Source organism: Neobacillus massiliamazoniensis (genome assembly GCF_001048695.1).
Classification (GTDB): Bacteria; Bacillota; Bacilli; order Bacillales; family Cytobacillaceae; genus Neobacillus; species Neobacillus massiliamazoniensis.
On sequence record NZ_CVRB01000001.1, the window covers coordinates 1,632,807 to 1,656,315 of the forward strand.

Annotated in this window: 22 protein-coding genes; all 22 read left to right on the forward strand. The window is 33.7% G+C overall.

The genetic code is table 11. From position 1 onward, the window contains the following. Window positions 1-35 precede the first annotated feature (35 nt). A complete protein-coding gene (locus BN1082_RS07725; RefSeq protein WP_090632918.1) occupies window positions 36-1,190 on the forward strand; it encodes a glycosyltransferase family 4 protein in 1,155 nt (384 codons plus the stop codon). After that, window positions 1,175-2,284, forward strand: coding sequence for a glycosyltransferase family 1 protein (locus tag BN1082_RS07730; protein ID WP_090632920.1), 1,110 nt, complete (start codon window positions 1,175-1,177; stop codon window positions 2,282-2,284). The genes BN1082_RS07725 and BN1082_RS07730 overlap by 16 nt, the downstream gene beginning before the upstream one ends. Before the next feature lie 6 nt (window positions 2,285-2,290). Beyond that, window positions 2,291-3,187, forward strand: a complete 897-nt coding sequence (locus BN1082_RS07735) for a glycosyltransferase family 2 protein (protein WP_090632921.1) — start codon at window positions 2,291-2,293, stop codon at window positions 3,185-3,187. A gap of 66 nt (window positions 3,188-3,253) precedes the next feature. Beyond that, window positions 3,254-4,336, forward strand: coding sequence for an EpsG family protein (locus BN1082_RS07740; protein WP_090632923.1), 1,083 nt, complete (start codon window positions 3,254-3,256; stop codon window positions 4,334-4,336). 14 nt (window positions 4,337-4,350) lie between these two features. After that, on the forward strand, window positions 4,351-5,529 hold the full coding sequence (locus BN1082_RS07745; protein WP_090632925.1) for a glycosyltransferase family 1 protein: 1,179 nt from the start codon (window positions 4,351-4,353) through the stop codon (window positions 5,527-5,529). 5 nt (window positions 5,530-5,534) lie between these two features. After that, on the forward strand, window positions 5,535-6,731 hold the full coding sequence (locus tag BN1082_RS07750; RefSeq protein ID WP_090632926.1) for a glycosyltransferase: 1,197 nt from the start codon (window positions 5,535-5,537) through the stop codon (window positions 6,729-6,731). 43 nt (window positions 6,732-6,774) lie between these two features. Next, complete coding sequence (gene galE / locus BN1082_RS07755) at window positions 6,775-7,848, forward strand: UDP-glucose 4-epimerase GalE (protein WP_090632928.1); 1,074 nt, start codon at window positions 6,775-6,777, stop codon at window positions 7,846-7,848. A 13-nt stretch (window positions 7,849-7,861) separates the two neighbouring features. After that, window positions 7,862-8,014: a YwzD family small protein gene (locus tag BN1082_RS27385; RefSeq protein WP_176699688.1), complete on the forward strand. Its 153-nt coding sequence runs from the start codon at window positions 7,862-7,864 to the stop codon at window positions 8,012-8,014. 61 nt (window positions 8,015-8,075) lie between these two features. Further along, the gene (locus tag BN1082_RS07760; protein ID WP_090632930.1) at window positions 8,076-8,699 is read left to right on the forward strand and encodes a sugar transferase; all 624 of its coding nucleotides are present in this window, start codon (window positions 8,076-8,078) and stop codon (window positions 8,697-8,699) included. A 31-nt stretch (window positions 8,700-8,730) separates the two neighbouring features. Beyond that, window positions 8,731-9,792 carry a GNAT family N-acetyltransferase gene (locus tag BN1082_RS07765; protein ID WP_090632932.1) on the forward strand — a complete coding sequence of 354 codons (1,062 nt, stop codon included), beginning with the start codon at window positions 8,731-8,733 and terminating at the stop codon, window positions 9,790-9,792. 16 nt (window positions 9,793-9,808) lie between these two features. After that, entirely contained in the window at window positions 9,809-10,981 is a 1,173-nt protein-coding gene (locus BN1082_RS07770) for a DegT/DnrJ/EryC1/StrS family aminotransferase (RefSeq protein WP_090632934.1), read from the forward strand. 28 nt (window positions 10,982-11,009) lie between these two features. Continuing rightward, entirely contained in the window at window positions 11,010-11,348 is a 339-nt protein-coding gene (locus tag BN1082_RS07775) for a helix-turn-helix domain-containing protein (RefSeq protein ID WP_090632936.1), read from the forward strand. A 6-nt stretch (window positions 11,349-11,354) separates the two neighbouring features. Further along, window positions 11,355-12,428 carry a glycosyltransferase family 2 protein gene (locus BN1082_RS07780; protein WP_090632938.1) on the forward strand — a complete coding sequence of 358 codons (1,074 nt, stop codon included), beginning with the start codon at window positions 11,355-11,357 and terminating at the stop codon, window positions 12,426-12,428. A 32-nt stretch (window positions 12,429-12,460) separates the two neighbouring features. After that, window positions 12,461-13,660, forward strand: a complete 1,200-nt coding sequence (locus BN1082_RS07785; protein WP_090632939.1) for a CDP-glycerol glycerophosphotransferase family protein — start codon at window positions 12,461-12,463, stop codon at window positions 13,658-13,660. Next, a complete protein-coding gene (locus tag BN1082_RS07790) occupies window positions 13,647-14,063 on the forward strand; it encodes an FAD synthase family protein (RefSeq protein WP_090632941.1) in 417 nt (138 codons plus the stop codon). Before BN1082_RS07785 ends, BN1082_RS07790 begins: the two co-directional genes overlap by 14 nt. Before the next feature lie 18 nt (window positions 14,064-14,081). Then, a complete protein-coding gene (locus tag BN1082_RS07795; RefSeq protein ID WP_090632942.1) occupies window positions 14,082-15,065 on the forward strand; it encodes a glycosyltransferase family 2 protein in 984 nt (327 codons plus the stop codon). Continuing rightward, window positions 15,065-16,048 (forward strand): glycosyltransferase family 2 protein, encoded by a 984-nt coding sequence (locus tag BN1082_RS07800; RefSeq protein WP_176699689.1) that lies wholly within the window; start codon window positions 15,065-15,067, stop codon window positions 16,046-16,048. The genes BN1082_RS07795 and BN1082_RS07800 overlap by 1 nt, the downstream gene beginning before the upstream one ends. A 185-nt stretch (window positions 16,049-16,233) precedes the next feature. Beyond that, a complete protein-coding gene (locus tag BN1082_RS07805; protein ID WP_245640340.1) occupies window positions 16,234-17,397 on the forward strand; it encodes a polysaccharide deacetylase family protein in 1,164 nt (387 codons plus the stop codon). 22 nt (window positions 17,398-17,419) lie between these two features. Beyond that, window positions 17,420-18,418, forward strand: coding sequence for a glucosamine inositolphosphorylceramide transferase family protein (locus tag BN1082_RS07810; RefSeq protein ID WP_090632945.1), 999 nt, complete (start codon window positions 17,420-17,422; stop codon window positions 18,416-18,418). A 133-nt stretch (window positions 18,419-18,551) separates the two neighbouring features. Next, window positions 18,552-20,258 (forward strand): ABC transporter ATP-binding protein, encoded by a 1,707-nt coding sequence (locus BN1082_RS07815; RefSeq protein WP_245640341.1) that lies wholly within the window; start codon window positions 18,552-18,554, stop codon window positions 20,256-20,258. Window positions 20,259-20,639: 381 nt separating this feature from the next. Then, on the forward strand, window positions 20,640-22,292 hold the full coding sequence (locus tag BN1082_RS07820; protein WP_090632948.1) for a right-handed parallel beta-helix repeat-containing protein: 1,653 nt from the start codon (window positions 20,640-20,642) through the stop codon (window positions 22,290-22,292). A 12-nt stretch (window positions 22,293-22,304) separates the two neighbouring features. Further along, complete coding sequence (locus BN1082_RS07825; protein WP_090632950.1) at window positions 22,305-23,498, forward strand: glycosyltransferase; 1,194 nt, start codon at window positions 22,305-22,307, stop codon at window positions 23,496-23,498. Window positions 23,499-23,509 lie beyond the last annotated feature (11 nt).

Consider the following 23,509-nt stretch of genomic DNA (forward strand, 5'->3'; position numbering starts at 1 on the left):
AGATGGTGAAAATGAAACATTGGGTGGACGATAAAATGCCAAAAAGAGTACTTTTCTGTGCAACTGTTGATATTCACTTGAAAGTCTTTCACTTACCGTACTTAAAATGGTTTAAAGAACAAGGATGGGAAGTACATGTAGCTGCATCTGGAGATATGAAACTACCGTATGTAGATAAAAAAATCAATATTCCTATTAAAAGATCTCCACTAAGCAGTAAAAATATTCAAGCATATCATGAATTAAAAATGATGATGGAGAAAAATCAATATCAGATTATTCATTGCCATACACCAATGGGAGGGGTACTAACTCGTATTGCGGCAAGAAAAGCTAGAAAACAAGGAGCGAAGGTAATTTACACAGCCCATGGCTTTCACTTTTGTAAAGGGGCACCATTTATTAATTGGGCTTTATATTATCCTATTGAGAAATTTTTAGCACGGTATACTGATTGTCTCATAACAATAAACGAAGAAGACTTTCAACTTGCACGCAGTCATCACTTTAAAGCAGGGCTTATTTCGCATGTTCATGGAGTTGGAGTTGACACAGATTGTTACTTCCCTGTTGGTCCATTGGATAAATTCGTATTACGAGTAGAACATGGATTTAATGAAGAGGATTTCTTAATGTTTTATGCAGCAGAATTTAATAAAAATAAAAACCAACCATTTCTGATCAAGTCGGTTGCCATGGTAAAGGACGAAATACCCAATGCCAAGCTTTTATTAGCTGGAGAAGGGCCAATGTTAGAAGAGTGCAGAAAGCTTGCAAGTAATCTTGGTGTAGATAGAATAGTTCATTTTTTAGGATATCGGAATGATGTTGACGAGCTTCTAAAGATGAGTGATATTGCGGTTGCTTCTAGTTACCGAGAGGGGCTTCCTGTTAATGTTATGGAAGCAATGGCAAGCGTCTTGCCGGTTATCGCTAGCGATAATCGTGGGCATCGAGAATTGATTGAAAATGGAAAAAATGGATGGTTGATTCATTTGAATGATACAGAAGAAATGTCAGAAAAGCTAAAAATACTTGCCAAGGATGAAGAACTACGAAATAAATTTGGGATAACTTCGAGAAAGATCATCCAGGAGAAATACTCAATTGATAAAGTTTTAAGTGAAAACAGGAATCTGTATTCATTGTTTACAGAGGAAAGGGAGGATTTAGGGTGGGCAGTCCATTAAGGGTACTTCATGTTGTGGTAAATATGAACCGTGGAGGGGCAGAAACCCTTATTATGAATCTCTATCGGAATATAGACCGCTCGAAGATCCAATTCGACTTTCTAACTTGTAAAGAAGGTGTCTTTGATTCAGAAATTAAAAACCTTGGTGGTCAAATCTATCAAATACCGTACATTTCTGATGTAGGACACTGGGAATATGTAAGAGAGTTAAAGAACTTTTTTATAGCAAATGCTCACTATAAAATTGTCCATTCTCATCTAGATAAAATGAGTGGCCTCGTTCTCCGTGCGGCCAAACAAGCAGGAATTCCCATTCGCATTTCACATAGCCATAACACAAGAAGTGAGGGTGGAAGAGTGGCAAGACTGTATAAGTGGTTTGTAGGGAATTATATTGTTCCCAATTCGACCCATTTAGTTGCCTGTTCAAGTGATGCTTCTAACTGGTTATTTAAAGAAAAAAAAACCTCAACCATGATTTTGAACAATGGGATTGACCCTGATAAATTTATATTTTCTTCGGAAATCAGAAAGACAATAAGAAATGAATTAAACATTGAAGATACACAATTTGTTCTTGGGCATGTTGGTCGATTTAATGATCAAAAGAATCATTTATTTTTGTTAGATGTTTTTTCACAGTTTAATTCCGAGGAAAAAAATTCTGTCCTAATTTTAGTTGGCGATGGTGACTTACGACCTGAAATTGAGAAGAAAATTAAGGATTTAAATTTGGAAGGTAAGGTGCAGTTGCTTGGAATTCGAAGCGATATTAATCATGTCCTTCAAGCATTTGACCTTTTTATTTTTCCCTCTTTACATGAAGGCTTACCTGTTTCTCTAGTCGAGGCGCAAGGTGCCGGATTACCTTGCGTAATATCTGACCATATTTCGCAGGAAGTAGATCTAGGGTTCAAACTGATTGAATATGCTTCACTTTCCAACCAAAGCAGCTGGTTAGAGAAAATAAAAAATATTAAGTCTACTCAAATAGATCGAAATGGGGTTTTAGACCTTCTGTTAAAAAGCGGATTTAATATAAGAAACACTGCAGGCTTTTTAGAGGACTATTACTTTTCGTTATCGAGGTGAATGTAATTGAAATTATTAACCGTTTTTACCCCAACTTATAATAGGGCCTATTGCCTCGATACCTGTTATAAAAGTCTCTTGAATCAAACTTGTAAAGATTTTGTTTGGCTAATTATTGATGATGGGTCTACAGATTCAACAAAAGAATTGGTTAATCATTGGATAACAGAAAATCAAATTGAAATTAGATATCACTGGCAAGAAAATCAAGGGATGCATGGTGCTCATAATACCGCCTATGAACTTATCGATACCGAATTAAATGTTTGTATTGACTCCGATGACTCAATGCCAGAAGATTCAGTTGAAAAAATTGTTCATTTCTGGAGAGAGTATGGAAACATTACTTATAGTGGAATAATTGGACTTGATGCTGACAATAACAATAAGGTAATTGGCACAAAACTACCGGAAAAACTCAAAAGCTCAACGCTGTTTAACCTATACAATAAATATGGTGTATTAGGAGATAAAAAGCTTGTATATCGTACTGAATTAACAAAACTATATCCATATCCAATCTTTGAAAATGAAAAATATGTGGGATTGGCGTACAAGTACTATATGCTCGATCAACAATACGAAATGCTACTGATGAATGAAGAATTATGTACTGTTGAATATCTTCCTGATGGTTCATCACTTAATATGTTTAATCAGTATCGGAAAAATCCAAAAGGTTTTGCGTTTTATCGTAAAGAATTAATGCAATTACCATTTGCGAGCATTTCATTTAAATTTCGCCAAGCCATTCATTATGTATCCAGTAGTTTTCTAAATAGGAATTGGCGGTTTTTAAGTGAGACTCCACTAAAAGGTCTTACGTTTTTAGCCATACCATTAGGTTTCTTATTATATTTATATGTCCAACAAAAAAAGGGGCAACTAAAGTTAAGGTCTTAACTTTAGTTGCCCTTTGCGTTATTAATAAAGATTTAGAAAAAGGATGATCTGAAAGGAAAATACCGGATGACTATTCTCTGGATTAACCTAGCCACCGTTTTTATGTTGGCCTATTTTTCAAGATACTTCGCTGTTGTGACATTTTCTTCTAATTCCATTGCTATCGTTAAACCAAATAAATTGTTTATTTGTGGTTCTTTACTATGTTTAATTTTAGTTTCAGGGCTTAGAGCAAATATTGGGGATACCGGAGCTTACCGCCATGCCTATATACTTAATAATTTTACCTGGGATTACGTTAAGTCGCAAAAGGATATTGGCTTTGGAATTCTTCAAATGATCTTAAAAAATTTTACAAATGATCCACAATTAATGATTTTTATTACGGCCTTCATTACCAACGTGCTAATTATTGGAGTATTTTATAAGTATTCTAGAATGATTGAATTGAGCATTTTTGTATATATTACCAGTGGTTTTTTTATCACTTCAATGAATGGGATACGGCAATGCCTTGCAGCAGCGATTGTTTTTGCAGCAACAAAGTTCCTATTTGATGGAAACTGGAAGAGATACTTTTTAGTTGTTCTCATTGCTACATCTATACATGAAACAGCGCTCATTCTTATTCCTATTTATTTCATTGTTAGAAGAAAAGCATGGACACGAGCGACCTTTTTCCTTATTTCAATAGCTATTATTGTTGTGCTTGGATTCAATCAGTTTTCAACTGTTTTGTTTGCTGCCATTCAGGATACGCAATATGGAGGATATAAAGATTTTGCTGAGGGTGGGGCAAATGTTATTAGAGTTGCAGTAGAAGGAGCACCGTTACTCATTGCTTTCTTTGGAAGAGAAAAACTAAAAACGATTATGCCCAATAGTGATTATATTGTAAACATGGCTGTTCTTAGTTTAGTCTTTATGATTATTTCAACGCAAAACTGGATATTCGCCAGGTTTTCCATTTATTTTACTCTTTACCAATTTATTTTAATTTCATGGGTGGTTAAGCTTTTTAAAGAAAGCAATCAGAGGTTAATTTATTTCACGATCTTAATTTGTTATTTGATTTATCATTATTATGATAGTGTTATTACTCTGAATATCCTGTATAGAAGTGAATTTTTAGATCAAATTTTTCGATAAAGGGGAGGGAACAAATGGATAAAAAGAGCAATCTGAAGAGAGTCCTGCATATCGTTAGCACGATGGATCGAGGTGGGGCAGAGACACTAATTATGAATATCTATAGAAATATAGATAAAACAAAAATCCAGTTTGATTTTGTTTCCCATTCATCGAAAAAGGGAGATTATGATGATGAAATTATCTCCTTAGGTGGAAAAATTCATTATATTCCGAGCTTAGGAGAGTTAGGACCCATTAAATATATAAAAGAATTGAAAAGAGTAATGTCTTCGGCACATTACATAGCGGTTCATTCGCACACGGATTTCCAGAGTGGCTTTCCCGCTTTAGCCGCAAAACTTTGTGGAATCAAAAAAAGAATCTGTCATTCTCATAGTACTAATTGGCCGAAAAATAATCATATGATAAATAAGTTTATCCTAAAGTTTTTACAAATATTAATTAAAGTTTCAGCAACAAATTATTGCAGCTGCAGTAATGAAGCAGCTGCGTTTTTGTTCAGTCAAAAGCTGGTGGATCATGGCAAAGTGAAAATCTTAAATAATGGAATTGATCTAAACTCATTCTTTGAAACTTACGATGGTAGAGATCATTTGCTATCTGAATTGGGGCTACCAAAAGATGTGAAAATAATTGGGCATGTCGGACGTTTTTCTAAATCTAAGAATCAAAGCTTTATCCTAAAAATATTGAAAAAAATTCTCGAGACTGATCCTAACTATTTTGTATGTTTAGTGGGAGATGGTCCATTAAAAAAACAAGTTGAAAGAGAAGCGGAAGCACTTGGTGTATTAAATCATATTAAGTTTTTAGGCGTTCGAACGGATATCCCAAGATTAATGAAAGCATTTGATGTGTTTCTCTTTCCCTCTCTATTTGAAGGGTTTGGAATTGTAACCTTAGAAGCTCAATGTGCCGGTACTCCTTGTGTGGCATCAGCAGCGGTTCCAAGGTCAACGGACATGGGGCTCGGTTTAATTACCTATATTAGTTTGGAAGAGGATTTAAATACCTGGTCAAAATATATTAATAAAGCCGCTTTTTCCAACAGACCTGACAATGAAACAATAAAGAAACATTTCAAAAATAAAGGATTCAGTATGGAGGAAAATGTCCCTAAGTGGTTATCGTTGTATCTAAATGATAAGCAAGAATCCCTTTCTCATTTATTAGATCTAATAAGGAGTTAATTGGAGTGAAAAAACAAATACTTTTTGTAACACAATACCTCCAAACAGGTGGTATAGAGAAAAGCTTATTAACACTACTTTCCGATATTGATTACGATCAATACGACGTAGACTTGCTTCTATTTGATCACAGTGGTGTCCTGTTCAAATTGATTCCACCACAAGTAAATATTCTTCCACCACTGTTTGAAACTTTTTCTACTCCTTTGTCACAAGCAGCCTTAGAATTAATAAAAAAAAGAAAATATCGACTGTTGATTGGTAAAATCCTTGCAGCTGGTTTAGCACGATTTTCATCAGGTGTTGGAACGGGGATCAGATGGGGAGTTTATCGTAATATCTTGCCTAAACAAATAAAACACTACGATGTAGCAATCAGCTATATCGATTTTTTTTGTAATTACTACGTGACAGAAAAAGTTAGTGCCAAACGGAAAATTGTCTACAATCATATGGATTATGCATACAGTGAGAACAATGGCTGGCTTTGTCCGAACCTTGAGAGGAAGAGCTTTTCCGAGTGTGATTATATTGTTACGGTAGCTGAAACTGCCAAGGAATCATTAGAGTCTTTCTTTCCAGAGTACGCAAATAAAATTCAAGTCATTCATAATCGAGTGTCACCAAATACGGTTCGGGCAATGGCAAATGAAACGAATATAGACAAAGGCTTTAAGGAAAGTAAAAATATTAAAATCGTTACAGTAGCTAGACTCGTTGATGAAAAAGGAGTCTTTTTTGCGTTAGAGGCATGTAAAATTCTAATAGACCAAGGATATGCCATATCCTGGTTTATGATTGGAAACGGACCATTGTTCCATGTATTGAAATTGAAGTCCGTAGAGTGGGGAATTGATAAAAATTTTATTTTACTTGGTGAGAAAGAAAATCCATATCCTTATATGAAGGAATGTGATATATATGTTCAACCATCGAAAACGGAAGCCCATTGTGTGGCAGTAGAAGAGGCAATTGCTCTTTCATGCCCTATCGTTACAACAGATATACCTTCATTCCGAACTCAAATTCAGGAAGGGGAGACAGGAATGATCGTACATGCTGACCCAAAGGCATTAGCAGAAGGAATAAAAAAATTAATCGAGTCAAAAGTGTTACGTAATAGACTATCTGTAAACTTAAAGAATTTAAATGGCAGAAATCAAGAGGAATTAGAGAAGTTTTTAAAATTAATATCAGCATGAAGGAAAAACTAAAAATATTAATAGGAAGAAAGGGGTGTATGAATTGTCTATTCTAGTAACGGGAGGAGCAGGGTATATAGGGAGCCACACCATTGTTGAACTTTTAAATAAAGGGTATGACGTCATCGTAATTGATAATTTTTCTAATAGTCACCCAGAAGCATTGAGACGTGTGAGTGAAATTACCGGTGAAGAATTCAAGATATATAACATAGATATTCTAGATCGACTTGGGCTTGAAAAAGTTTTTTCAGAAAATAGTATCGAGGCAGTTATACATTTCGCAGGCTTAAAGGCTGTAGGAGAATCGGTAGAGGTACCTCTGCACTATTACAAGAATAATATTACTGGTACTCTTAATCTCTGCGAAATGATGCAAAAATACAATGTAAAGAGATTGGTATTTAGTTCATCGGCAACTGTATATGGAAATCCTAAAACAGTTCCGATTTCTGAGGATTTTCCTCTAAATGCAACTAATCCATATGGTCGGACAAAATTGATGATAGAAGAAATTCTTAGAGATCTCTATGTATCAGATAACCAATGGAGCATAACCATTTTACGGTATTTTAATCCAATTGGTGCACATGTTAGTGGCATAATTGGCGAAGATCCCACTGGTATTCCCAACAATTTGTTGCCATTTATTTCGAAGGTGGCAATTGGTGAATTAAAGGAAGTAAAGGTTTTTGGAAACCATTATCCTACAAAGGACGGAACAGGGATAAGAGACTATATACATGTTGTTGATCTCGCACTGGGACATTTACATGCTCTTGAAAACAATCTGAAAACAAAAGGAATTAGCACCTATAATCTTGGTACTGGAAAAGGATATAGTGTATTAGAAATAATTAGCGCTTTTGAAAAGGCAAGTGGAAGAAAGATTCCCTACACGATTACGGAGCAAAGGCCTGGTGATGTAGCTGTTTGTTTTGCTAATCCAGTAAAAGCAAAAAGAGAGCTGCAATGGACCGTGGAAAGAGGAATAGAGGAAATGGTTGCTGATTCTTGGCGCTGGCAATGCCAAAACCCTAGCGGATACAGAGAAGAAAATAAAATCTTAACAGTTACAGGAAATCCCATGCAGAGCAATGGGGATTTTTCTTTTTAAAGGGGATTTAAACATGAACATTTCCGACAAATTGACTCAGCAAAAATTATTGGAAATCTTAGTCTCATCTTATATAAAGGGCCAAGAAAATAAAAATATTCAAACAATAGAGATATTAGAAGATATGAAGCAGAAATTTTTATCAATCATGAACACAAATAGGTAAGAAATTTACGATGAAGAACCTGAAATGGTATCTCCATTAGAGGGGATGAGGTGATGAGGAAATGAAGCGAATTTTTGATCTTGTTTTTTCTATTTTCTTATTAGTATGCTTTTCTCCAATTATAGTTGGCATAGCTGTTATGGTCAGGTACAAATTAGGAAAACCAATAATATTTAAACAACAACGTCCCGGTTTAAATGAAAAACCTTTTTATATTTATAAATTTCGCACTATGACTGACGAACGTGGGAGTAACGGAGAGTTATTACCTGATTATGCACGCTTAACATCGTTTGGCAGATTTCTAAGAAAATATAGTTTAGATGAGACAGTTCAATTAGTGAATGTTGTAAAAGGAGATTTAAGTATTGTTGGACCAAGGCCACTTCTTATGGACTATCTGCCATTATACAGTTCAGAACAATCTAAACGTCACCAGGTTAAACCTGGAATGACTGGTTGGGCACAGGTAAATGGGCGAAATTCCATTTCATGGGAGGAAAAGTTTCAATTGGATGTATGGTATGTTGAAAATCAAAGTTTCTTTCTAGATTTGAAGATTTTATATCTTACCTTTATTAAAGTAATGAAATCTGAAGGTATTCAAAATGGAGAGAATGTTACCATGCCGGTTTTTAAAGGGAACTCAAATGAAAAAAATTCAGGGAAATCTAGTGCTTTTTAGCTTAGTTTTCTTTAAGTGGTGAGGTATTGAGATGCTTCAATTTAAAATTATTGAAAAACAGGATAGTTGGAAAAACACATTAAAGAATTTTAATAATATAGATTGCTATTACTCATATGAATATGGGAATTCATTTGCAAAGAAAGAAGGAGGCAGACTGTTTGCTGCCTATTATGAAGATCATGATACGAAAATATTTTATCCGTATATAAAAAGGAGAATTCCTCATATTGAGGAAGAACTTTTTGATATTGTAACACCTTATGGCTACGGTGGTCCTGTAATTAGCGGAACTTATACGAATGTATTTATGATGAAATTTCATGAATTATTCAGTTCATATTGCAGATTACATAACATCATAACAGAAACAATTAGATTTCATCCTTTATATCAAAATTATAAAATTTGTAGAAATTTCTGGGATATTGAATATATTAGAAAAACAACCGCAGTTGATTTAACACAATCACTAGAAGAAATAAGAAATAATTATAGTGAAATGACCAAAAGAAATATTAAGAAGGCCAAAATGAATAATCTTACGTGTTTTATTGCTGAAAATAGCGAGGAAAATATTAGAATCTTCATAGATCTCTATAAAGAAACGATGGACCGGAATCATGCGGCAAGTTATTACTATTTCGATGAGGATACCTTTTTTGAGCAAGTAAAGGAAACAGATATTAGTGAAACCTTATTACTATTCACCAAAACGAATAATGAAATTATTGCTGGCGTAATGGTTTTGGTTGGTAAGGAATTTTCTCATTACCATCTCGGTGCATCGAAAACGGACTATTTACATTTTCGACCTAACAATTTAATGTTTGATTTTATGATTGAATCCTGTAAGTCAAAGGGGTCAAGTGTTTTACACTTAGGCGGAGGTTATCAAGAAAATGATGGCCTTTTTAAATTTAAAGCTTCCTTCACTAATGATCATTATTTCAAATACTATATTGGCAAAAAAGTCCATAACCTAGTTCGGTACAATGAAGTCATTGAAGGTTTAAAAGAACAGTATGAATTGAATGAACGTTATTTTCCTATCTATCGTGGTCAAATGGAAAAAAGAAAAATTCGTACTTAAGAAAGGGGTGAAAGATATGATGAAGAATCGAATTTTTTTATCTCCTCCACATTTGAGTGGAAATGAACAAAAATATATAAATGAAGCTTTTGAAACAAATTGGGTTGCCCCATTAGGACCAAATATAGATGCTTTTGAAAAGGAAATAGCTAATTATGTAGGAGCCAATGAAGCTGTAGCAGTTAGTTCTGGAACTGCGGCGATTCATTTGGCTCTTTGTTTATTGGATGTAAAAAAAGGAGATACAGTCTTTTGCTCCAGCCTTACCTTTATTGCAAGTGCAAATCCTATTATTTATCAGGGAGCAGAACCTGTGTTTATCGATTCAGAACCCGAAACATGGAATATGTCACCACAAGCACTCGAACGGGCATTTCAGGATGGAAGTCATGAAAATAAACTGCCTAAAGCTGTCATTGTTGTGAACCTATATGGCCAAAGTGCAAAAATGGATGAAATCATGTCGATTTGTAGCCGTTACAATGTTCCCATCATTGAAGATGCTGCCGAATCTTTTGGAGGAACCTATAAGGGAAAAGCGAGCGGTACATTAGGGTTGTTTGGGATATATTCATTTAATGGAAACAAAATCATTACAACCTCTGGAGGAGGAATGATCATTTCAAATGATCAGGAGGCAATGAACAAGGCTAGATTTTTAGCAACGCAAGCTAGAGATCCAGCCCCTTATTATCAGCATAGTAATATAGGATTTAACTATCGAATGAGTAATGTATTGGCTGGGATTGGCAGAGGCCAACTGGAGGTTTTACCAAAAAGAGTGGCAGAAAGAAGACGGATTTTTGAACAGTACTACAAAGAATTAGCGAATCTACCAGGAATATATTTTATGGCAGAACTCCAAAATACTCAGTCTAATCGGTGGCTTACAGCCCTAACCATCAATGAAAAAGAAGCAGGTGTAACGGCAGGGGAAGTGTTAGTTGCATTAACAAAAGAAAATATTGAAGCGCGTCCTGTTTGGAAACCCCTTCATTTACAGCCAATCTTTGATGGATTACGCTATTATCCACATGAAAAAAATGAAAGTGTTTCGGACCGTTTATTCCAACAAGGGCTCTGTCTACCATCTGGGTCTAATATGGCTTTCAATGACCAAATGAGGGTCATTAAATGTATAAAGGAATCCATAAATTCACACATGTGTAAAAGGGAGCTCCAAGCCTAAAAAATCTAGGAAAAAATGGGGTATTTAAATGATCGGGAAAACTATTTATCAAATTCGAAGGAAAAGGGGATACACACTATCTGAACTAGCTGAACGGACCCGCATATCAAAATCGTATTTAAGTAATATTGAACGAAATATTAACATAAATCCATCAATAGAAGTCATTAAAAAAATAGCAAAAGTGTTGGAGGTTGATTTAAAAACATTAATTGGAACAATTGATGGAACACAAAACGATCTTGACTCGGACTGGATTGATTTTGTAAATGAACTAAAAGAATCAGGCATTGAAAAAGAGCTGCTCCATGAGTATAAACCGTTAATCGAATTTATCAAGTGGAAAAATGATAGTAAGGGAAAATAAATAGGTATGGACACGAGAGTAAGTGTTATCGTCCCAATCTATAAAGTAGAAAAATATCTCAAAAGATGTTTAGACACAATTGTAAATCAATCTTATCCCTATTTAGAGATTATCTTGGTGGACGATGGATCACCCGATAACTGCGGTTCAATTGCAGAAGAATATGTCAAAGCAGACAACCGAATAATCGTCATCCACCAAAAAAATGGGGGATTGTCTGATGCAAGAAATACAGGCATGCTGCATGTTACTGGGGAATATATCTTATTTGTAGATAGTGACGACTGGCTAGAAAACAACATGATTGAGCAAATGTTGAATACATCTATAAAATTAAAAGCTGATGTAGTTCAATCGGCTTTTTATTATGCATATGATGATCATTTGCTTTTTGATCAACGCTATTTTAAAAAAGGAAATCCTCCTTCTATTTTAAACAATATCGAGTTAATGACTGAATTAGTGGCTAATGAGAGAGTGAAAAATTTCGCCTGGGGTAAGCTTTATAAAACAAAATTAATCAGGGATATTCCTTTTAAGAAAGGGGTCTTGTTTGAAGACGTCTTTTGGGCCCATCACGTTATGCACCGTGTAAAAAAGTATGCAATCATAAATCAGCCACTTTATTATTATTTTCAACGAAGTGATAGCATTGTTTCAACGTATACACCTAAAAATTTAGACATCATAGAAGGCTTAAAGGAAAGGCAATATTTTATAGAAAAAAATCACAAAGAATTAACTTTCCAATCCTATAAAGTTCTTTTAAATACGATTTTTATTCATTACAACCTTCTTTTACTAAATAGAAAGAAAGATGAAGGTGGAAGTTACAGGAAAGAATTGCAGACATACGTCAAAAAAAATTATAACAACTTTAAAAAGGCAGTTGAAAGTGATAAGCCCCTTAAAAAACAGCTTTTTTTATTTTCAATACATCCGTATATAAATATTATTTTTCTAATATTAGCCAAAATTTTAAGACGATTGAGAATAGTTTCGAAACCTATGGGACTAGAAAAAATTAATCTTTCAATTAACGGGAGACAAAAACATGAACATACAAAAAGTGGAGGGTAAGACTTCTTCACAAGAAAGGAGAAGTTTTTTCTATGTCATTTAAAAGTTTTCTAAATGCAATAAAAAACAGTACTTCTCTGATTATCATATTCATATTTAACTGCCTTCCTATAAAGAATAACAAAATCTTTCTTTTTAGTTACTATGGAAGCCAATACGGATGCAATCCAAAATATATTTCTGAACATATACTTAAGCGCTACCCAAAAGATAAATTTGATCTTGTATGGGCATTTAATGATTTATCAAATAAGGGAAATATAGCTGGGGTAAGAACGGTTAAAACCATGTCGATTAAATACTTTTACGAACTTTGTACGTCTAAAATAGTCATTACTAATTTTAGAACAACCAATCTGTTCCGTAAGAGAAAAAATCAGTTTTATATTCAGACCTGGCATAGCTCTTTACGATTAAAACAAATTGAAAAAGATGCGGAAGATTTATTACCACTAGATTATGTCGAGATGGCGAAGCAGGATTCAAGGAAAATTGATCTTCTCCTATCGGGCTGCAAGGTTAGTACCGAAATTTTAAAAAGATCCTTTTGGTATAATGGAGAAATTTTTGAACAGGGTACCCCAAGAAATGATCTTTTATTTCAACAGAGTAAGGATTTAAGAAAGAATCTATTAAACAAATTGAACATACCTGACGATTATAGGGTCGTTCTTTATGCCCCCACCTTTAGAAAGAATAATCAATTTGAAGTGTATAACCTAGATTACCCTAAAATCCTGGAGAAATTATCAGATAAATTTGGTGGCAGATGGATCTTTCTCGTGAAATTACATCCCCATATGCTATCCCAGGATAGACAGTTTATGGGAAACAATCAAATGGTTAAAGATGTAACAAAATACGATGATATCCAAGAATTATTAAGCATTGCTGATGTGTTGATATCAGATTATTCATCACTCATCTTTGATTATTCCATTACAAAACGCCCTTGTTTTCTTTATGTTCCGGACTTGTTTGAATATACACATCAGGATCGACCATTATATTTTAATTTAACAGATCTTCCTTTTACTACAGCTACCAATAATCCAATGTTATTAGAGAAAATAGATTATTTTAATACAAATGAATATAACAAGACTATGGCAGATTTTTTAACTAAAACGGGGTCATTTGAAGAGGGAAAAGCATGCGAAGCATTGACTAAGCGGATTGAACAAGTTTGCCTTAGTAATGAGAAAGGGAGGATTACTTATGAAGCGATATAAAGTTGGTTACACAACAGGTGTCTTTGATTTATTTCATGTCGGTCATCTAAATATTTTAAAAAGGGCAAAGGAACAATGTGATTATTTGATTGTTGGTGTCAGTACGGATGAATTGGTAATGGAATATAAAAATAAGAAACCTGTTATTCCCTTTGAGGACAGAATGGAAATTGTTAAGGGAATTAAATATGTAGATAAAGTAATTCCACAAATGAATAGAGATAAGCTTTCAGCATGGCAACATTTAAAATTTGATGCAATGTTTGTGGGGGACGATTGGAGAGGAACTCATCTCTTTAATGAAATTGAGAAAAAGTTTAACGAAGTTGGAGTTGAGCTCGTGTATTTTCCATACACACCTGGAGTCTCTTCAACACTAGTTAAAGAGAAAATAAAAATTTAAAGGAACGGGAGTTTTTTTATGAACCCCTTAATCAGTATTATTGTTCCTGTTTATAATACCGAACCATATGTAAGAAAATGTTTAGATAGCATCCTTGCACAAACTTTCAAGGATTTTGAAGTTATTGTCGTTAACGATGGTTCGACAGATAACAGCGGAATTATTTGTGATGAGTTTGCACATAAAGACCATCGGGTTAGTGTTATCCATAAAACCAATGGAGGGCTTAGTTCTGCAAGAAACGCTGGAATAAAAATTGCAAAAGGCGAGTTCATTGGTTTTGTTGATAGTGATGACTATATTAATCAGGATATGTATAAGGAACTGTATGGCTTATGTAATGAAACGAATAGTGATATTTCGATATGTAAGTTTAGCAGAGAGGTTAATAAGAAAGTGATAAGTGAACAAAATGAAGAATTCATATTAGAAATGAATAATGAAGAGGCAATGAGACAACTTTTTAAAGGCATGCTATATAGGTTTTCGGTATGTAATAAATTATTTAAGAAAACCTGTTTTAAAAATGTCTTATTTCCAGATGGAAGGATTCACGAAGATTTAGCAACTACTTATAAATTATTTTCTCACTCTAATAAGGCAGTGTACACAGCTTATCCAGGTTATGTTTATGTAAAGCGAGAGGAAAGTATATTAACTTCCAGATTTAACAAAAAGCGGTTAGATGCATTTATTGGGTGGGATGAAATTTTGAGTTTCATGTATAGGAATTATCCCGGATTATCAAAGGAATTTATTAGCTGCTTTTCCTATGGATCAGTAGATAATATTCATAATATTATGAATCAAGTGGAAAACAAAGAGGATAAGAAGACCTATCTAAAGGTTATCCAACAATTAGTTAGGAAATATTTTTATAACATAATGGTAAATGAGTCCCTTTCATTGAAGTATAAGATAACCCTTGCTTTGTTAATGTTAAATACAAATTTTTTGATATTCTCAGGTAAATCCAAAAAACTTTTAAGGTTGGGATTTTAGTGGTGAATCCAAAAATCAGCATTATAGTTCCAATATATAATGTTGAAAAATACCTTTCAAAGTGCATTGATTCCATATTAGCTCAGACGTTTTCTGATTTTGAGCTAATTCTTGTAAATGATGGTTCACCAGACAATTGTGGAGAAATTTGTGATAAGTATGGTGAAAAAGATGAAAGGATTAAAGTCATTCATAAAGAAAACGGAGGTTTATCTTCAGCTAGAAATGCCGGTATAAAGATGGCAACCGGTATCTATCTTGGTTTTATTGATAGTGATGATTATATTGATGAAAAAATGTATGAGATTTTATATCTTAATGCTGTAAATCATTCTTCGGATGTAGTAGTTTGTGATTTTCTAAAGGTAAGTGAAGGGGAATGTTTATTAAGTAGTAAAAGTGAATTGGAAATCGATGTATTGCACTTTACAAATAAACAAGCTTTGGAGCAACTATATATCTCTGAAAAAGAACAACGTGTTAAATGGGTCATTGCTTGTAATAAGTTATATAAAAGAAGTTTGTTTGATCATTTAGAGTTTAAATTAAATAGACTATACGAAGATGAGTTTATTGCTCATGAAATACTGTATAACAGTTCAAAAGTTACTTTAATAACAAAACAACTGTACTATTACGTTCAAAGAGAAAACAGTATTGTGGGTTCTTCCTTTACAATTAAAAAATTAGATCGAGTTTATGCACTTAAAGAAAGGGCAGATTTTTTTAGGGGAATTAAGGAAACCGATCTTCACAATCAAGCTCAAAGACAGTTCATGGATGTATTCTTTTGGTATTTTCACAAAACTAAGTTTGAAATACTAAATGCGGAAAAAGAATTAAGGGACCTAAAAAAAGTTTTTAACAAAAATTTATTCTTCTTATTAAAAAACCCTCATATAAGTAGGAGAAATAAATTAGCTTTGATTTTGTTTACCTTACTTCCTTTTGCTTATTTCAAATTAATAAAAAATAGTCATTAAATAATTTTGAAAAAGTATAGTTAGGAAGATTTGAATATGAGGAAGGTAAATTTATTATTTGTATTTGATTCTTTAGTTGTGAGCAGGGCAGAAATAGATAAATTACATTTCATTCCTTGTTAGACTCTAATAAAATCTCAGTGGAATTTTGGAATTCACTTTAATTTGGGGGTGATGATGTTTTGTTGAACCCTAAGAATTTTGTTTCTATAAAGAAAAAATATTATGAGTGGAGGTTTTGGAATAATGTCTATAGAGAAATGCTCAAACACATTAAAATTTTCGGTGATAAGAGTAATCAACAGTTAACCCCATATATTAACAAACCCGGAATTGCTTTATCGTTTGATGATAGTTATCGAATAAAAGATTGGACGAAATATGGAAAAGATATATTTGGATATTATGATGTTAAGGTCACCTTTAATATTAATGCAATTCATCATTTTGAAGGGAAAAGGGAACATAGTCAAAATGAAATAGATTTGTTACTGGACTTACAAGGGCATGGTCATGAAATTGCCCATCATAGTCTTACACATAAAAAAGCTACCGAGTACTCAAACCAATTTGGTATAAATAAATGGATAGAAGATGAAATAATTTCTTTATTTCAATGGATGGGAAAGCAAACACATTCGAAAACCGGTGAAGGATTTAAAAAACCTGTTACCTTTGCATTTCCACATTTTTTGTACAATAGTGAAAATATCCAAAAATTAATTCCGAAATATTTCAAGATTGCAAGAGGATATCATGATAAGGATAATTTAACAGCTTTTAACCATCAAGGATTTGCCCCGTCCATTTGTTTGGATGGGTATTACTCATGCAATTTAAAGTATGTAGAAAAAATGATCAAAAAAGCCAAAGAAGCCAGTAAAAATCTGATTATTACTTGTCATTCAATTTTGCCAAAAGAAGTAGATTGGGACGACTTCGGCTGGGGAGAGGAATCAAATAAATCCGGTACTTGGAGAACTACACCAGAAACAATCCAGTTTATTATTGATGTGGCAAAAAAATTTAATATGGAATTTTATACTACTGCTGAACTGGCTGGTATTGCAACTTTTATAGACGAAAATTTCGAAATGGCAGTTAGGGAGCAAATAACAAATCCCAAAGCAAAATGGATTCCAATTTCGGAATTAATTGAAATTACCGAATTAGATTTAAGTAATAGAAATATAGCAAATTTGGATGGGATACAATACTTTTTAAATCTTGAAAGTTTAAATTTGGCTAACAATCAAATTAAAAATTTTAGATTGTTAGAAAAGCTTCCTAAATTATCTAACTTAAATATTGAAAATAATTCTATACAAACAAATAAAAAGATAGTGTAATCAATGGAAAGGGAGGGGGATTATGGGATCAAAATTACTATTTGTCAAAAATCTTATAAATAGAAAGATAACGTTAGGTATTTGGTCAATTAAAGCTTTTAAAACGAAATCAATGATCCTTAGCCCGCCACATCAGGAACTAATCAAAAGTCCATCACTTCAGGCAGCGGACATTAAAGATGTTCCTGCAGAATTTATTGCAGACCCATTTATCATTCACCATAACTTTACATTTTATATGTTTTTTGAGGTTCTAGATAAACAGTCTGGAAAAGGAATGATTGGGTTAGCAACTAGTAAAGATGGGGAGAAGTGGGAGTATGAAAAAATCGTTTTAAGGGAAGAGTACCATCTGTCTTATCCACATGTATTTATGTATAACAATAATTTCTATATGATACCTGAATCTTGTGAGGCCAACAAAGTTTTATTATATAAAGCTAAAAACTTTCCATATGATTGGAAAGTCTCAAAAGAACTAATGAAAGGAAAATATGTTGATACAAGTATTTTTCAATATAATGACAAATGGTGGATGTTTTCAGGGAAAAACAGAAAGTTGCATTTGTTTTACTCAGATCATCTTGAAGGCAACTGGAAAGAACATTCAAAAAGTCCGCTAATAACGAATAATAATAATATTACAAGGCCAGGCGGAAGAGTGATTGTTGAAAATAATGAGATATTTAGATACACACAAGACGGTGAACCATCCTATGGGAGCGCCGTGAGGGTTTTCAAAATTAACCACCTTTCGAAAACAGATTATTCAGAAAAAGAAGTGGATTTAATCCTTAAGGGTACAAAAAGTGACACGGATTGGAGAAAAGATGGCATGCATTCCATTGATCAAATAAAGATCAATGAAAATGAATGGCTAGTGGTGGTGGATGGTCATAAATTGGTAAAAAGAAATTTTATATTATGGAAACTAGAAAGGCTCTTTTCAAAGTTTTTTATCTGTTTACTATTTTTAATGAAATCAGTAATCCTAGAAAATTTGGACTTTATCTCCTTTTAAAAGGTGTAAATGAAGAATTTTCTGTAATGGATTTATTTATAGAAAGGCGGTAAAGGAATTGGGTTCGACAATAAAAAAAGTCCTTTCGTTATTTAACAAAAGGGAAAAGAAAAAGCTCATACTGTTATTTTTCATGATGATCATTTCTGCCTTGTTTGAAACACTAGGCATCGGTTTAATTGTCCCCTTTGTAAACATCGTAATAAATCCGACAGTTATCAAAGAAAATAATTTCTTAGCTTTTTTATATAAAACGTTAAGATTTCAATCAACAACTACATTTTTGATATTCTCCGTTGTAATGTTGTTGTTGATTTTTGTTATAAAAAATTTATATATTCTTTTATTCCAATATGCCCAAAATAGAGTAATACTGAATCAACAAGTTAAACTATCAGGCAAATTATTTAATGAATACTTAACCAAGCCATATACATTCCATCTCCAAAGGAATACCGCGGTATTACTAAGGAATGTAAATAGTGAAGTTCCAAAGGTTTTACAAGGAATGGTTATGTCAACCCTTCAGTTATTAACAGAACTTCTTGTCATAACTTGTATTTTAGTTTTGTTATTATTTTCTGCGACAACAGCAACGGTTGTAACTTCTGTCCTTTTAGGTGGAAGTGTTTTTTTATTTTATAAAATCTTCCGCAAAAAAATGGGGGAATTAGGAAAAGAGCAACAATTAGTATCTGGTTTAATGATTAAGTGGATAAATCAGGGACTAGGTGCAAGTAAAGAAGTGAAAGTATCAGGAAAGGAACAGTTTTTCGTTTATGAATACACAAAACAAAGCCGGATAAATGCGAATATTAGCCGCTATCGAATGATGTTGGATCAAACACCACGGCTTTTTATTGAGACTTTATTAGTTTCAGCGGTACTTGTTACGATGTTGATTATACTGTTCCAAGGAACGAATACAACACAGATTGTATCAACTATGGCTTTATTTGCAATGGCAGCATTTCGGTTAATGCCATCGATTAATCGAGTAATGGCGATGATTACGTCCATCCGTTTTAGTCAACCTGCACTACAGGTTATTTATGAAGATTTATCAACCAATATAGAAGATTCCACAAGCAATCTTTTGTCTGCACCAATATTGAGATTTCCCGAAAATGGGGAGAAGGCTTTCAATAATTCGATAAGATTATCTAATGTTTCGTTTCGGTACCCAAATCAGGAGAAGCTTTCAATCAAGGATGTTTCTTTGACGATTCCCATTGGTCAATCAGTAGCGTTTGTCGGTGAGTCAGGTGCTGGGAAAACAACACTTGTTGATATAATCCTTGGATTGCTGGAACCAGAAAAAGGAAATGTCTTAATTGATGGTGAAGACCTACAAGGGCTTATCTCCTTATGGCAACAGAAAATAGGATATATTCCTCAGACAATATTTCTATCGGATGATTCCGTTCGGGGGAATGTTGCTTTTGGAATTCCTAGTGACAAAATAGATGATACGGCCGTTTGGAGAGCCTTGGAGCAAGCTCAATTAAAGGATTTTATTGAATCGCTACCTGACAAATTAGATACATCTGTAGGAGAGCGTGGGGTAAGGCTTTCAGGTGGCCAACGGCAGCGAATCGGAATTGCTAGAGCGCTATATCATAATCCGGAAATATTATTTATGGATGAAGCGACATCTGCATTGGACAATGAAACGGAAAAGGAAATTATGAAGGCTATTGATGGCTTAAAAGGAGAAAAAACATTAATCATTATCGCTCATCGATTAAGTACAATAGAAAATTGCGATATTGTTTTCAAAATAAATAATGGCAGATTAATCGCGACTGAAAATAAATTAAAACAGCAGGTAGTCATGTGAGAAGTATCATCGGTCAATATTCATTGGGGATGATCTAAATGACTTACCCGTCAATAAATTAAAGGATTCTCTGCTGCACCTAAAGATGCTGAGGATACGGTTAAGAAATCCGTGCACTTTGTCAGTCAAAATAATGGCGGTGACGGGCTGTATGCGAAGTAATGGGGCTTATTCTGTCCTGTCAAGTAGATGGAAACTTGCTAATTGGAAACTTCCTTCATGGCAAGCTGAAGATTTCCCAACAATAAAAGAAAGCTGAATTTTTTAGGAATTACATTCCACTGTGAGTTGGGTGCATCATTTTGAACAGGGGGGAGGTTTATATGCAGAAATTATTTCAAATTAGGAGATTTATTGATTTAAAAATAAAGGAATGATTATATGAAGAATCGGAGAAATCCCCTTTTTGTAGTAATCCTCCTTCTAGTGATGATTCTCCTTTTAAGCGCAGTCACGTTGATGGTTAACAAGAAAACAAGTGTCATTGCACCTCAGGGGCAAAAAGCAATGAATTACCAAAATTCAATGAATGATTCAAATTTTGCAAAAGGTGATGGAAAAGTTTATAAACTTGATCTGCAAAAGTGGGGAGTTTTCAATGATGGAACACATCCCGAGCAAACAACAAAAGGAATAAATACTGCCCTGAAATGGGCGAAGACAAAGGGATATACAACGTTTTATGTTCCGGCTGGGACCTATTTAATTTCAAAAGGAAAATCCGATTCAGATCCGAATTCCAGAATTAATCTGGTTTCAAATATGACTTTCCTTCTTGATCAAAGGGTAGTCATTCAAAAGGAAACAAACGGTTTCGAAATTTATTCTACTTTGTATCTTGATTCTCAGACTGAAAATGTCACGATAAGAGGCGGTACATTGCGTGGAGACCGCGAAACACATGATTATTCCCGAAAAGAAAAAAATATAGATGGTACTCATGAATGGGGTGATGGGATATATTCTGAAGGTGCGAGAAATATAACCATCGACCAAGTAAAGATTGAAAAATTCACTGGGGATGGAATTGAAATTGGGGGCACCGCTATTTATGGAGATTATATTACTGAAAAGGATCTGGAATTAGGGAGTATAGATAATCAGGGAAAGCCGATTTCTCAAAAAGGGAAAATCCGCTCCAATAATTATCATGTCGAGAATTTTAATAATGTAATCTATAAAAATCCCCATTATCGAAATGTTATGATGTGGCTTCCAAAAGGTGTAAATGGAAATTATGATATCTTCTTTTATCGGAAAGACGGCAGTTTTATAAAAGCAGACCGGAATCAGCATTTTAATTCAACGTGGGGATTTTCGCGTATTCCAGATGATGCTGATTATTTCAGGGTAGTTTTTAATAGTAAGACAGTCAAGAATATAGAAGTCAACAGGATGACCGTTGCCATTACAGAGAATATGACCATAAAGAATTGCGATATCGGGTATAACCGCAGGCAAGGGATTACAGTCGGGGCTTCGGAAAATATTAAAATTATTAACAACAAAATTCATCACATTAAAGGTACTTCACCGCAAAGTGGAATTGATATCGAGCCGGGCTTTTACCCGGCTATTAATACCTTAATAAAAAGTAACAAATTTTTAAACAACAAAATTCATATTGTTCTCGCTTACGGCGGTAATACAACAATAACAGATAACTATTTTGGGCCAAATATTTCAGGTGGGCTTGGTTTATCAGTTAATCCCAATTATTACGGTACAACCGTAGACAATAACAAGTTTGATCATACTAATTTTATAACTTGGGGCAATACGAAATTCCTAAATAATAAGTTAACTTTCAGTTTAGCAAAGTTTGAAGGCGGTGAAAATGTAATTGTAGATGGTGTTGATGGAACTGACTCAAATTTAGAATTCACACAAACGGACAAAGATGGGATCATTGTGTCTAATGTTATGCTCACATCATCAAAAGGCAATAAAAATACTTGTGGGATAACTGTATCCGGAAAACCGCTCCATTTAACAAATATTACATTGTTGAAGGAATGTAAATCAATTAGATAGGTGGACTTGATTATGAAGAAAAGAAAACTTCTGTTTGTGATTGATTCATTAGTTGTTGCCGGCGCTGAAAAGAGTTTAATTACGCTGCTGACATTATTAGATTATCGTAAATTCACCGTTGATTTAATGTTGTTCGCTCATGGTGAAATGTTAGAAAAAATGCTACCAAAAGAAGTCAATATTTTGAGACCATTAAACTATACGAATTTTACCCACCTAAGTCCGTATAAAGCACTTATATATTCTGCCAAACATTTGGATTTGAAAATGCTTAATTCCAGAATTAAATATTCATTCAATATTCGCTTCAAGAATTACAACAATGTGCAAAAGGCAAGACTGTTTTGGCAATGCGCTGCAAATGTAATCGAGGAAAACTCGGTTTACTATGATATTGCCATCAGTTATGCGCAAGGGGTACCAACCTTTTATGTAGCAGATAAGGTAAAAGCAGAGAAAAAGTTTGCTTGGGTAAATGTAAGCTACCGCTTGGATAAAAAAGAGGCTGAATATCAAAAACAGTTTTATGATCGATTTGATAAAATAGTTGCTGTCTCTGATTCCGCGAAAGATATTTTTTTAGAGACATTTCCAAGTTATAATCCCAAAGTTCAAGTAATCTATGATATTAATAATCCGCAATTTATTTATAACATGGCTGATGCTTATGAGGGTTATAATGACGATTTTGATGGAATTCGAATACTTACGATTGGCAGATTAGCTTATGGAAAAGGATACGATATTGCACTGGAGGCTTGTAAAAAGTTAAAAGAAAAAGGAATTAACTTCCGCTGGTATGTTCTGGGAAAGGGTCCTTTAAGAGAGGAAATACAACAATTTATTAAGGAAAATAAATTGGAAAATTACTTTATATTATTAGGGGTTACCGCAAATCCATATCCGTTTATAAAAAACTGTGATATATATGTCCAAACATCAAGATTTGAAGGATTTGGTTTGGCAATAGCCGAAGCACGGATACTAAATAAGCCTGTGGTAACGACTAGATTCGATACTGTGTTTAATCAAATGATTGATAGGAAAAATGGGCTTGTTGTTGATATGAATGCTGATGCAATTTGTGAAGGAATCATGGAATTAATTCGTAATCAAAATCTTAGAAATAATATAATTGATTTTTTACAGCATGAAAAGAAAGGAAACGTCGAGGAGATTAATAGATTTTATCAATTAATTGGCTAATATCATATGAA